The sequence below is a fragment of the Corynebacterium sp. LK10 genome (assembly GCF_008042455.1).
Lineage (GTDB): Bacteria > Actinomycetota > Actinomycetes > Mycobacteriales > Mycobacteriaceae > Corynebacterium > Corynebacterium jeikeium_D.
Genome location: NZ_NOVT01000022.1, coordinates 76,424 through 89,249, shown reverse-complemented (window position 1 = coordinate 89,249; position 12,826 = coordinate 76,424). Strand labels below are relative to the sequence as shown.

Annotated in this window: 13 protein-coding genes; all 13 read right to left on the bottom strand. The window is 59.8% G+C overall.

The features are described 5' to 3' along the window. Window positions 1-6 precede the first annotated feature (6 nt). The 13 genes from CHU70_RS09830 to pyrF all read right to left on the bottom strand — a co-directional run bounded on the left by CHU70_RS09830 (window position 7) and on the right by pyrF (window position 12,825). The gene (locus CHU70_RS09830; RefSeq protein ID WP_049193722.1) at window positions 7-594 is read right to left on the bottom strand and encodes a riboflavin synthase; all 588 of its coding nucleotides are present in this window, start codon (window positions 592-594) and stop codon (window positions 7-9) included. A gap of 69 nt (window positions 595-663) precedes the next feature. Continuing rightward, the gene (gene ribD, locus CHU70_RS09825) at window positions 664-1,716 is read right to left on the bottom strand and encodes a bifunctional diaminohydroxyphosphoribosylaminopyrimidine deaminase/5-amino-6-(5-phosphoribosylamino)uracil reductase RibD (protein WP_016422723.1); all 1,053 of its coding nucleotides are present in this window, start codon (window positions 1,714-1,716) and stop codon (window positions 664-666) included. A 16-nt stretch (window positions 1,717-1,732) separates the two neighbouring features. Then, window positions 1,733-2,401, bottom strand: coding sequence for a ribulose-phosphate 3-epimerase (gene rpe / locus CHU70_RS09820; protein WP_016422722.1), 669 nt, complete (start codon window positions 2,399-2,401; stop codon window positions 1,733-1,735). Window positions 2,402-2,412: 11 nt separating this feature from the next. Beyond that, window positions 2,413-3,870, bottom strand: a complete 1,458-nt coding sequence (locus tag CHU70_RS09815) for an RsmB/NOP family class I SAM-dependent RNA methyltransferase (protein ID WP_147719046.1) — start codon at window positions 3,868-3,870, stop codon at window positions 2,413-2,415. Further along, a complete protein-coding gene (fmt, locus tag CHU70_RS09810) occupies window positions 3,871-4,845 on the bottom strand; it encodes a methionyl-tRNA formyltransferase (protein ID WP_016422720.1) in 975 nt (324 codons plus the stop codon). A 94-nt stretch (window positions 4,846-4,939) separates the two neighbouring features. After that, a complete protein-coding gene (def, locus tag CHU70_RS09805; protein ID WP_016422719.1) occupies window positions 4,940-5,443 on the bottom strand; it encodes a peptide deformylase in 504 nt (167 codons plus the stop codon). 60 nt (window positions 5,444-5,503) lie between these two features. Continuing rightward, a complete protein-coding gene (locus CHU70_RS09800) occupies window positions 5,504-7,540 on the bottom strand; it encodes a primosomal protein N' (RefSeq protein WP_147739802.1) in 2,037 nt (678 codons plus the stop codon). Between the two features lie 49 nt (window positions 7,541-7,589). Then, a complete protein-coding gene (gene metK, locus CHU70_RS09795; protein ID WP_147719047.1) occupies window positions 7,590-8,807 on the bottom strand; it encodes a methionine adenosyltransferase in 1,218 nt (405 codons plus the stop codon). Window positions 8,808-8,925: 118 nt separating this feature from the next. Further along, window positions 8,926-10,206: a bifunctional phosphopantothenoylcysteine decarboxylase/phosphopantothenate--cysteine ligase CoaBC gene (gene coaBC / locus CHU70_RS09790; RefSeq protein WP_070547083.1), complete on the bottom strand. Its 1,281-nt coding sequence runs from the start codon at window positions 10,204-10,206 to the stop codon at window positions 8,926-8,928. 27 nt (window positions 10,207-10,233) lie between these two features. Continuing rightward, window positions 10,234-10,512: a DNA-directed RNA polymerase subunit omega gene (gene rpoZ / locus CHU70_RS09785; RefSeq protein WP_005510796.1), complete on the bottom strand. Its 279-nt coding sequence runs from the start codon at window positions 10,510-10,512 to the stop codon at window positions 10,234-10,236. A gap of 117 nt (window positions 10,513-10,629) precedes the next feature. Further along, window positions 10,630-11,202, bottom strand: a complete 573-nt coding sequence (gene gmk / locus CHU70_RS09780; RefSeq protein WP_070438382.1) for a guanylate kinase — start codon at window positions 11,200-11,202, stop codon at window positions 10,630-10,632. 5 nt (window positions 11,203-11,207) lie between these two features. Further along, complete coding sequence (gene mihF, locus CHU70_RS09775) at window positions 11,208-11,534, bottom strand: integration host factor, actinobacterial type (protein ID WP_016422714.1); 327 nt, start codon at window positions 11,532-11,534, stop codon at window positions 11,208-11,210. Window positions 11,535-11,955: 421 nt separating this feature from the next. After that, window positions 11,956-12,825: an orotidine-5'-phosphate decarboxylase gene (pyrF, locus tag CHU70_RS09770; RefSeq protein WP_070438379.1), complete on the bottom strand. Its 870-nt coding sequence runs from the start codon at window positions 12,823-12,825 to the stop codon at window positions 11,956-11,958. Window position 12,826: the final 1 nt, after the last annotated feature.

The following is a 12,826-nucleotide window of genomic DNA, read 5'->3' as shown; positions in this document are numbered from 1 at the left end:
TGTAGCTTATCTTTCCAACATTTTCTCGACGTACTTGGCTAGCACATCGACTTCCAAATTGACCTTGGCGCCTACCGCGGTCGAACCAATAACGGAGTCCGTCAGCGTCGTCGGTATCAGGCTGACCTCAAAGAACCCCTCGCCTACTGCAGAGACGGTCAACGAAGTACCATCCACGGCAATTGAGCCCTTTTCCACGACATACTTGGAGAGATGCTCCGGCAGCGAAATCCGCACTACTTCCCAGCGCTCCCCTGGCGTGCGCGAAATAACCTCGCCGGTGCCATCGACATGTCCCTGCACGATATGGCCGCCGAGGCGTTGACCGACTGCGGTTGCACGTTCGAGGTTGACCTTGGAGCCGACCTCAACCTGGCCGAGGCTCGACCTAACCAGAGTCTCTTGCATGAGATCAGCGGTAAAGAAATCATCGCCAAACTCCACGACGGTCAAACAAACGCCATTGACAGCAATGGAATCACCGTGGTGCACGTCGTCAAGCACGGTGGTCGCGCGAATGGTCAGAGTAATGGAATCGGCTTCGCGGTGGATTTCGCGAATTTCGCCGAGTTCCTCAACAATTCCCGTAAACATAGTGGTCAGGAAAATCCTTTACCGTTTGTTATAAATTGAAAGATTTTTACAAAATTAACTCTAGCCGGTCTACCCGCGATCTTTGCCACTGCGGAGAGCCGTAATCAAAATGTCATCTCCCAGAGTCTCGACCGCGACGGTACGAAAGCGCGAGATGTCAGTGATGGTGGTCTCATGGTTGGCCGATGTCACCGGCAGACCAGCTCCGAGAAACGCCGGGGCAATGTAAGACTCAATCGCGTCGACAGCATCGGCTTCTAAGAAAGCGCTGGCGAGCCGTGGGCCGCCTTCTACCAGCACGTCAATAAGTCCCATATCCGCCATTGTCTCCAGCGCCACTTCCACATCGTGAGTGCGAATGTGGCGGAAGTTATCGCCGCGGATATTCGCATCGGCGGCGACCTCCGAGGTGCCGATCGCGATGCGCAGGGGTTGCGTTGACAGCTCCTCGCCGTCTGGTGTGCGCGCGGTCAATCGCGGATTGTCAGCGAGCACTGTTCCCGTTCCGACGACAATCGCTTGCCGACGTGCACGATCGATATGTACCCGTGCCCGCGCCTGCTCCCCCGTAATCCACTGCGAGGTGCGGTCGGTAGCGGCGGCGAAACCATCCAGCGTGCCCGCCGTCTTCAGCGTGATGTGTGGGCGCCGAGTGCGCTGCCAGTGTAACCATGGACGCAGATAGCCATCCGCCACACGATTGCGTTGGAACTCCTCGACCACGTCGATTCCCTTGTATCGCAACCACTCGCTGCCGCCAGCGGCCACGGGATTAGGATCGGCGACCGCAAATATGACGCGGGAAACTCCGGCTGCCGCAAGTGCCTCGGTGCACGGTGGTGTACGGCCGATATGATTGCACGGCTCTAGTGTGACCACTGCAGTACCGCCCTGAGCTCGTGCCCCCGCCATTTCTAATGCTTGTGGCTCTGCGTGTCGGCCACCTACCGGCTCAGTTCCGGCCACTCCTACCGCAATCCCTGCGGTATCGAGGATGACGCAACCAATCGGTGGATTGGGATAGGTGGTGCCCCGAACTCGCTGGCCGGCTTCTATGGCCAATGCCATAGCTTGAGCGTCAGTCAGCGGCTGTGCGGAGACGAGATCCGGAAACTGTGCCACCGTGCTTCACCGCCGTCTACTTAGTTGCAGCAGTAGTGGCCAATGCGCGCAGCTCATCGACAGCCGCCGCACGATCATCAGCGCCGAAAACGGCCGACCCTGCAACGAAGGCGTCGCAACCGGCGGCGGCAGCGGATTCGATGGTCTTGGCGGAGATACCACCGTCAATCTCGATCAGAGTATCCAGACCTTCGGCATCAATGCGCTGACGCAGCTTCTCGACCTTGGTTAGCTGATCCGGCATAAAGGACTGGCCCCCGAAACCGGGTTCGACACTCATGACCAGCACCTCGTCGAATTCGGCGAGGTGATCCAGCCACGGCTCAATTGGGGTACCCGGGCGCAGCGAGAACCCGGCCTTCACGCCCTGGGAACGAATGTGGCGTGCCAGTGCGATGGCATCGTCGACGGCTTCCACATGGAAAATAACGGAGCTCGCCCCCGCCTTAATGTAGGTGTCGACCCACTTCTCCGGGTTCTCAATCATGAGATGGACATCCAAGTACTTGTCCGTCACCGCAGCTACGGCCTCCAGCACCGGAGCGCCGAAGGACAGGTTGGGAACGAAGTGGCCATCCATGACGTCGATATGCAGCCAATCTGCATTGGCTACAGCCTCAACCTCGCGGTCGAGGCGAGCGAAGTCAGCAGCGAGAATGGACGGGGCAATAATTGGTGCGCTCATAACCTCTGAGCCTAGTCGTTCTTGCGCAAAACTGAGAAGAACATCGCATCGGTACCGTGGCGGTGTGGCCACATCTGCACAGATGGATACGGTCCGACATCAGTCATCGGCGCTACCAACTCGTGTGCATTCAGCTCCGTCACCGGCAATTCCGTCACTGCCCTATCGACAATGCCCCTGGTTTCCCGCAGATGCGGAGAACACGTGGAATAGACGATGATGCCACCCGGCCGTGCCAGACGCACAGCTTCACTGAGCAGTTCAAACTGCAGCGCAGTCAAGGAGTTCAGATCGGACGGCGACTTCCGCCAGCGCGCTTCCGGGCGACGGCGAAGCGAGCCCAAACCAGAGCACGGCGCGTCTACCAAAATGCGGTCAAAGCCTGCCTCCAGCCCGGTATCGCGACCATCCGCAACGGTTACAGTCACTGGCAGCCCGGCCGTGGCTTTTTTCACCAGTTCTGCGCGAGTCGCAGATACCTCAACAGCGTCGAGCTTCGCGCCCTCAATAGCTGCGATGCCGCCGATGAAAGCTGACTTACCACCGGGGCCGGAACACAAATCTAACCAGCGGCCGCTGTCTTCACCGGCAACGGGTGCCATGGTGACGGCACGCGCAATGAGCTGAGAACCCTCGTCCTGCACCGCAGCCAAGCCCTGTCGGACCGGCTCCAATTCTCCTGGGGCACCGGAATCCAAGCGCACGCAGTACGGCGACCACGGTCCCTCTTCACCGCCGGTGATCAGTGCCAATTCCTCAGCAGTAATCTCGCCCGGACGAGCGACCAAGTGCACCACCGGGCGCGCATCGTCGGCAGCGAGTGCCTGCTGCAGCTCACCGGCTTGTGCACCGAGTGCGCGGGCAAACTCCATCGCAATCCAGCGCGGGTGGGCATGCTTCATCGCTACGTAGCTAATCGGATCGGTCGCAGGATCCGGCGCGACCTCAGCCACCCATTCGCCTTCGGTCTTCGAGGAAACTTTCCTCAAAATGGCATTGACAAAGCCGCGCGCACCAGGTCCCGCTACCTTCGCCACCGCCCGCACCGAGGTATCGACCGCCGCGTAGACATCGACGCGCGTACGCAGCAGCTGGTACGTGCCCAGGCGCAGCACGTCCATCACCGGTCCAGCAATATCGCTTAACGGACGTGACGACGATGCCTCAATCACGGCATCCAACAGGCCTTCCGCCCGCAGTGTGCCGTACGTCAGCTCAGTTGCAAAAGCAGCATCCCGACCCTTGAGCTTGTGTGCCTTCAGCAACTTGGGCAGCAGCAGGTTCGCGTAAGCATCATTCTCGCGAACGTCGGCTAGTACCTTCAGTGCGACCTTGCGCGGTTGGTCAATGCCACCGCGATTGTCCCCACCTCTGTTGTCACGGTTACGGTTGCGGTCATTGCGGTTCTGTCCGCTGCGGTTGCCGCGCTGCCGTCCGCCACCGGTGTGGCGGGGTTTGTCGTTGCCCATTTACTCGCAGACCTTTCCGCCGGGTTGGCTACCTCGCGCCCAGTCGGACGCATCCATCATCTTCTTACCCTGTGGCTGCACCTTCACCAGCTGCACATAGCCATCGGCACAACGCACAGATACTCGGTGCTTCTCCACTACCAACTCACCCGGTGTGGCGGCTGCCGCCTCCGGAGCAGCTGCCTTTCGCACCTCGTCGACCGCGGCGCTGTCCTCGTCGGAAAGCGGGGTGAGCTCTCCGACCTTCAAACGTGCGCCGTCGAGAGTTGTCCACGCACCTGGGGCAGGCGTGAATGCACGAGCGCGGCGGTCAAGAAGATGTCGCGGCTGAGTCCAAACGATTCGGGCATCCTCCGGCCCGAACTTAGCGGCGTAACTGACATCCTGTTCTGGCTGAGCGGTCGGACGCAACGCACCGGCTTCGATGCCGTCCATGGTGGCGGCTAGAAGATCCGCGCCGGAGTATGCCAGGCGGGTCAAAAGGTCGTCGGCATTATCGGTCGGGCGAATCGCTTCGGTGACGGTACCGAAAACTGGTCCGGTATCCAGACCCTTTTCAATCCGGAAAGTACTGGCACCCGTGACTTCATCGCCGGCAGCGATAGCTGCCTGCACCGGCGCGGCACCTCGCCAAGCAGGAAGCAGTGAGAAATGCAGATTGACCCAGCCGTGCGTCGGTACATCGAGCAATTCCTCCGGCACGAGATTGCCGTAGGCGACCACCGGGATGCAGTCGGCGTTTAATTCGCGGATCTGCTGCTGGATCTCTTCATCGCGCAGGGTCGTCGGGGTGAGCACGGGAATGTCGTGTTCCAAGGCCAGCGCCTTCACCGGCGAGGGCGAAAGCGACTTACCGCGGCCACGGCGGGCATCGGGGCGAGTGAGAACAGCGACGATTTCATGACGGGAGTCTTCGAGCAACTTCTTCAGTGCAACGACAGCAGGTTCCGGGGTTCCGGCAAAAATCAGGCGCACAGTAAGTGGATTCCTTCCTGGTGGACCTAGTTGTTCTAGTTAATCTAGTGATGAAACTCGGGGCGCCACACCCAGGGGTCTAGGCGCAGGTGAGTTAACCGCGGTTGAGGAACCAGTCCTGCTCACGCAGAGAACGCATCGCGGTCTTGCGCTCGTCGCCCTCGAGACGCTTCAAAAACAGCACACCATCCAGGTGGTCGCTTTCATGCTGCACACAGCGAGCCAGCAAATCATCAGCTTCGAAGCTCACCGGTGTGCCGTGGCGATCCTGGCCAGTAACGCGCACACGTGCGTGTCGAGTCACGGGTCCATTAATACCCGGGATAGATAGGCATCCTTCGATTTCGTGGACAGTCTCGTCGCCGATGGCTTCCCATTCCGGATTGACGATGTGCCCGCGGGTGCCGTTGCAGTCGTAGACGAAAACGCGCTGCAGCACGCCGACCTGGTTTGCCGCGAGCCCGACGCCCTGTTGCTCGTCCATCGTGTCGAACATGTCATCAATCAGGTGCGACAGCGTCGCGTCGAAATCAGTGACGGTATCCGCCTTGGACAGCAACACCGGATCGCCGAAAAGACGTACCTCACGAACTGCCATGAACTTAGAGCCTCCAAGAAAACTGGTGTGAATCAAGCGATAACGCGCTCATTTTAGCAGCTAGCCGAAATTAATCGGATCGACGACAACGCGCACCGGCGTCGGGTCCTTCCTGGTCGCTCGAACGACCTGTGCTGCCTTCAACGCCGCTCCCACCGCCCGTGCTTGCCGACGGTCACAGCGCACCAACATCCGCTGAATAGGTGTACCCGGTTCCACGCCTGCTGGTGGTCTGGCGTTGCGGGGAAGGTCTACCGGCCCCAGGATTTCCGCGCCCGATGGAACCTCCAGGGACTCCATGAAGTTACGCAGGCCCTCTTCAGTCCCGTCCACCGCTGCCACGTGAAAGGCCGGAGGCAGAGTGGCGGCTGTACGGTCGGCCAATTCCCTGTTCGCAGCGCCTACCGCGTCCCATGCCAGAAGATCGGCCACAGTCGGGACTGCAGCATCCGCATCGATAACCACTGCCCCTCCTCGCTCCCGCGGTCGCGCAAGCGTGACAGCTCGAGACCAATGCGCATAGGCCTCTTCATGAGCGCGCAAGTCCTGCCGGCCGAGCATCGCCCAAGTGTCCAGCAGCATCACTGCACCGTAGCCCTCCGGCGCATAAGGCTCGGCTCCCGGCGTGGCCACCACGACCCTCGGGCCTTCGGGAATGTCGTCAACAATCCGTTCGCCAGAGGAAGCGACGACTGGGAATGGACTGAAAATACGACCAAACTCTTCCGCCGTACGTTCACTGCCGACCACGACTGGCCGAATCTTGGTGGAACCGCAGCTATGGCAACGGTGGTGGATGTCGATGCGGCCACACCACCGACAGGTCGGCGGCGCCGGATCGTCCGGGTTATCGGACGGTGGAATTCCCAGTGGACCGTTACACCAGCGACAGCGCGCAGGAGCACCACAGGAACGACACGACAATGTCGGTACATATCCCTTGCGGGGTACCTGGACCAGAATCGGAAGCTCTTCGCGCAGCGCGGCTTTTGCCCGTCGAAAAGCGATGGCAGGAAGGCGTCCCCTACTGACGTCATCCGGGTCTTCGGAAGTGTCCGTGGAGGCAATCATCTCCGGCATGGATTCAGCCAGGGCGTCGGCGCCTGCAACCAGATTGTGCGCCCAACCTGAGGAGACCAGCAGCTGCACCTCTGCTGTACGGCTATACGATGCAAAAATAAGAGCGCATCCCTCCTGCGCACTTCGCGTGACCAGCACCTCGCGAGAGTGGACGTAGGGTGCGCGGGGGTCTACGAGGTTGTCATCGCCATCATCGACAATCACTGCTAAACGCAGATTCTGCACTGGGGCGTACGCTGCCGAGCGCGTTCCGACGACTATGCGCCCCTGGCCGTGCAGGATATCCAGGTAGCGGCGATAGCGGGGCTCGGGACCGAGACCAGCCCCGAGAAGAGTGAGCTGACGGGCAGAAATGAGCTCGCGAAAAGCGCTCTCGAAGCGTGCCTGCGTGCGTGCGTCCGGCACAATGATGAGAACACCGCCACCATCGCGGGCGACCAAAACGCTGAGCGCGGCGAGCATGGCTGCCACCTGTTCCCCTGGAACTGGCTGCCACGCTGCGCGTGCCGGGGCGCCCTTGCGGACGGAATCGACAAAGGATTCGCCGAAGACATAGTTGCCCCACGCGGAAAGGTCCGGATCCTCGGTGGCAAGCTTTCCCAATTCCTCCCACGTTGGGGGCATCTTCTCCTTGCGGGCACGTTCGGCCCGTGCATGACGGGTTGGGATGGCGGATCGAATGATGTTTGAGCGTGTTGCGCCGTAATACTCCGCCAGAGAATCCACCAACCGTCGAAGCTGTGGCGGATAGACAACCTCAGTGCTGATGACATCCTTGAGATAGGACAGTTTGCCGTCGTGAGTGGGCGTGGCACAGCGCTCCAGCACCAGCGCATTGACCAATTGGCCGTGGAATCGAATCCGCACCCGGCAACCGACAACCGCTTCCTCCGCTAGCGCGCGCGGAACCAGGTAATCGAAGGGGCGATCCAACTGCGGCAGCCCCAAAAGTGGAAGCACCCGCGCGACAGGCAGCTTCTCAGCTGCGGCGGCGGGTGCGAAAGGGGCGTCGGTCATAGAGTCTTACTCTACTTCCCCACCCCAGGGTCATGCTGGCGGGTGGTGTTTATCCCAGGCCAGCGGCTGCGCGGAGCTCTTCAACACGGTTGAGTTGCTCCCACGGCAGGTCCAAGTCAGTTCGGCCGAAGTGACCGTAGGTGGAGGTCTGCGCATAAATCGGGCGCAGCAAGTCCAGGTCACGAATAATAGCGGCCGGACGAAGGTCGAAGACCTTGTTGATAGCCTCGCGGATGGCGTCGTCCGAAACGTGACCGGTGCCGAAAGAGTCGACGTAAAGGCCTACCGGGCGAGCGCGGCCGATAGCGTAGGCGACCTGAATCTCCAGGCGGTCAGCCAGACCCGCAGCCACGGCATTCTTCGCAACCCAACGGGTGGCATAAGCGCCGGAGCGGTCCACCTTTGACGGGTCCTTACCCGAGAATGCGCCGCCACCGTGACGAGCCATACCGCCATAAGTGTCGACGATAATCTTGCGGCCGGTCAGGCCGGCATCGCCCATCGGCCCACCGATAATAAATTGGCCAGACGGGTTGACCAGCAGCTTCAATTCTTCGGTAACAAAGCGCTCGCGCAAGTTAGCGTCGTCGAGCACCCAATCGACTACGTGAGTCTTAATCTGCTCGGTAATCCACTCCTGGGTCACATCCGGGTCGTGCTGCGTGGACACCACAACAGTGTCCAAGTACACCGGGTTATTGTCTTCGTCGTAAGCGAAGGTGACCTGAGTCTTACCATCCGGTCGAAGCGATGGGACGATGCCTTCCTTGCGTACCTGCGTCAAGCGGCGAGCCAGGCGGTGTGCCAGCGCAATCGGTAGCGGCATGTACTCCGGAGTTTCGTTGGTAGCGTAGCCGAACATCAGCCCCTGGTCGCCAGCGCCCTTGAGATCTTCTGCTTCGACTTCGCCATCAGAGCTGCGTGCTTCCAGAGAAGTGTGCACACCGTCGTGAATATCTGAGGACTGCTCACCGATCGAAACGGAGACGCCGCAGGTCTTGCCGTCAAAGCCCTTTTCAGAAGAATCGAAACCGATCTCCTTCAGTCGACTCCGGACAATACCGGGGATGTCAACGTAGCTCTTCGTGCGAACTTCGCCAACAACATGGACTAAACCGGTAGTCACCACAGTCTCAACGGCGACCATCGATGCAGAATCCTGCGCGAGCATAGCGTCAAGGATGGAGTCCGAAATCGAGTCGCAAATCTTATCTGGGTGCCCCTCGGTAACAGATTCACTGGAAAACAGCCGAAGATTAGAGGCCACGAGCAGTACAACTTTCTTCTAGATCATTTCCCCACGCCTGCGGTGTCGCTGCGGCGTGGGTTTTCGTTTGATTCGATAATTATAGACCAAGCGGTTCAGTCGCCGTAGTAGGCCTCCGCTACTCCGCTGGCTGAGGTTCCTGTCGCAGCTCGGAAACTGCATCCAAAATCGAACCGGCCACCGAGAATTTTGAGCCCCGCGGCACGTCCCACTGCTCGCCATCGAGAGACAACAACCATCCGACATTGTCCGTCGCACCGAAAGTTTGCCCACCTGAGACGTCGTTACACATGAGCAAATCGCAGCCCTTGCGCACAATTTTCTGCTTCGCAAGCTCGAGTGGCGTCGTCGTCTCGTCGCCGGTCTCAGCCGCAAAGCCCACCATCGTCGTGGTTGCCGGAATCTCGCCCGCTTTACGCCGCTCCACAGTGGTAGCCAGAATGTCAGGGTTTTCTACGAGCTGGATGTTGCTCAAAGCGTCGTCTGCGACGCCCTTCTTCATCTTGGCCCCAGCGGTCGATGCCGGACGGAAGTCGGCGACGGCAGCGGCAAAAATGCAGACATCGGCCAACTTGGAGTGTTCGTGGGCGGCCTTGGCCATCTCCAAAGTGGAATCAACCTTTACAACATTCGCGCCCAGCGGTGTCGGCAACTGATCTGTATGTCCTGCCACCACAGTGACCTGAGCGCCACGCTGTGCTGCCATCTCAGCTAGCGCGAAGCCCTGACGCCCTGAGGAGTGGTTGCCGATAAAACGTACCGGGTCGATAGCCTCACGGGTGCCACCGGCAGTAATCATGAAGCGCACGCCCTCGAAGTCGCGGCGGAAGTGGCGCGGATTCTCGACTGCCGCTAATGCCAGCGAAACTATCTGCTCTGGCTCCGGCAGACGACCTGGACCAGTGTCCTTACCAGTCAAACGGCCATGGGCCGGATCGAGGACAATAGTGCCATGGCGACGAAGAATCGCGACATTATCGCGCGTAGCTGGATGGTTCCACATCTCAGTGTGCATGGCAGGAGCCAGAACCACCGGGCAGGTCGCCACAAGCAAAGTTGCGGTGAGAAGGTCGTCGGCACGCCCGTGTGCGGCACGCGCCATAAAGTCGGCAGTCGCGGGAACCACGACGACGAGGTCGGCCTCCTGCCCCACGCGGACATGCTGAACTTCATCGACTGCGTCAAAAACCGTAGTCGACACCGGGTTCCCCGACAGCGCCTCGAAAGTAGCCGCACCTACAAAATTCAATGCGGACTCGGTGGGAACGACGCGAACATCGTGACCGAGTTCCTTGAAGCCACGAACAACGTGTGCGGCCTTATATGCAGCGATGCCGCCGGCAACCCCGACGACAACCTTTAAACATTCGGATACGTCAGCATTACCGGCGGCATGCATACAGATATCTCCCCTTAAGGAAATGCTCTAGCCCTCAGTGTGGTCCAGCAGACCAGCGTTGATTTCACGAAGAGCGATGGACAGAGGCTTCTCAGCGACCCCCGGAGTAACCAGCGGGCCAACGTACTCCAGCATGCCTTCGTCAATCTGCTGGTAGTAGTCATTAATCTGGCGTGCACGCTTGGCAGCGAAGATAGCCAGAGCGTACTTCGAAGAAGCCTTACCAAGCAGCTCATCGATCGGCGGATTGGTAATACCAATTGGCGGGTCGAACACTGCCTCGGTGGCGGTATTTTCCTGGGTCACGAGAAATCTTTCCTCAATAGAACGTGAGTTACTGGGGTGACAATAGAAACCGTCGGAGCAATAGAAACACCATTGCTTGGAAACGATTTCTACTATCGATGATGTGGAGTCGCCCTGTTACTTGCCAGTAGTCAGCGCCTGAGCGATGGCCGCCACAGCATCATCGACATTGTCGTTGACAACAACCTCATCGAATTCGTGCTGAGCATCCATTTCCACTCGCGCGGTTTCCAGGCGACGCTTGACTTGCGCCTCGGTTTCCGTGCCACGACCAGTGAGCCTGCTGACGAGAATCTCCCAGCTTGGCGGAGCCAAGAACAGCAGGTGAGCATTCGGCGCTACCTTACGGATGGAGCGGGCTCCCGCCAGATCCACCTCAACGAGTACCGGACGTCCCTCGGCGAGAGCTTTATCCACCGGGCCACGCGGCGTTCCAGAACGCTGCAGACCACCGTGGATTTCAGCCCACTCGAGCATCTCTCCTGCATCAATATGCTGTTGGAACTTCTCCGGGGTCACGAAGAAATAGTCGCGGCCATCGACCTCACCCGGCCGTGCGGCGCGGGTGGTCATGGAAACGCTGAAGTACAGTCCGGGAACCTCGGCACGGAGCCGACTGACAACAGTGGATTTTCCCACACCGGCAGGGCCGGCAAGGACTACCAGCTGACCGTTTTCATTCCCGGCCACTGCGACTAGTCCTCCACTGCGTAGCCGAAGCGCTCCAGCAGAGCGCGACGCTGACGGTCACCCAGGCCACGCAGGCGGCGGGTCTGAGCAATCTCCAGGTCATTCATGATGTCCTGTGCCTTGACCTTGCCGACCTTCGGCAGAGCCTCGAGCAGAGCGGAGACCTTCATCTTGCCGATGATCTCGTTCTCGTCAGCCTGCTTGAGAACCTCTGGCAGGTCGATAGCGCCACGCTTCAGCTTGTCCTTGAGCTCTGCGCGTACCTTGCGGGCCTGAGCTGCCTTCTCGAGTGCTGCTGCACGCTGCTCCGGGGTCAACTGCGGAAGGGCCACGTGTTCCTCCGTAAAAATAGATTGGTTAGTTTCTTATTTACTTGCACGAGCCTCGCGTCCACCAAGGGCAGGCAACGACACCGTGCTTAACGATTGGAGACCGTACCGCACTTACCGGTTGTTGAGGCAAATGCTGACGGGGTGTCGATAAAAATGACACCAGGGCTTTATCCGCCCCACCTTTCGGTCGTGGTCAACCAACTCCGGCGATTGTAGCACCGTTTGCCCAGGAGAATGGAAATTGACCACGGTTTTTGTACGAAATCTCCCAGGAATCGTCACAGTAACTTGCCTATACCTACTCCGCCGCCACCTGAGGCTCATTAGGATAATCTCGGCAGCTAGGTACGGAAGAAGCCCGCAGGGGCACCTGTTCTATGAGGTGCGCCCTGCGGGCCTCTGCCAAATTGTCGATTCGCTGCTAACTCTCGGATAGGAACGGAGCCGCAGCTTCAATAGTTGCGCGCCGCAGCGCAGCAGGATCAGGCCCAGCGGAGAGAATTGCACGCGAAATATTTGGCAGTGCAAGCCCCTTGGATTCCCCTGCCAGACGATCTACATCGGCCGGGGTTCCACCCTGAGCTCCCACACCGGGCATGAGAATGGGACCACGCAGGTCACTGAGCACCGGGGCGTCGTCAAGCGTTGCGCCAACAACAACGCCGATGCTGCCCGCCTTTGCACCAGCGTCAATCTGGCGGGCATTAATAGCGGCTGCCTGGTTGACCATGGTCTGAGCCAGACTCTCACCCGAAACCGTCGCCTTCTGTACGGACGCACCTTCCGGATTGGACGTTGCGGCCAGCACGAACAGGCCGCGTCCGTTCTCCAACGCCAACGAAAACGCCGGATCAAGAGCACCGAACCCAAGGTACGGAGATACCGTCAGTGCGTCGGCGGCTAGCGGCGAGCTATCCGACAGCCAGGCATCAGCGTATGCAGCCATCGTCGAACCGATATCGCCCCGCTTGGCATCTGCAATCGACAGCGCACCGGCGTCCTTCAGATCCGCCAACGTCCGCTCCAGGACGGCAAAGCCCTTGGAACCGTAGGCTTCGAAGAACGCCACCTGGGGCTTGACGACGGCAACGATGTCACCGAACGCCTCGACGCATGTGGCGGCAAAACGCTCTAGACCGTCAGCCGAATGCGGCAACTGCCAGGCATCCAGCAGCCCCGGGTGCGGGTCGATGCCCACGCAGAGCCGACCGCGCTCGGCGACAACCTCGCTGAGGCGATCGCCGAAACCTTTGACTGTCCGCACTGCGGAACCTTCAGCCTTCGCGGTCATG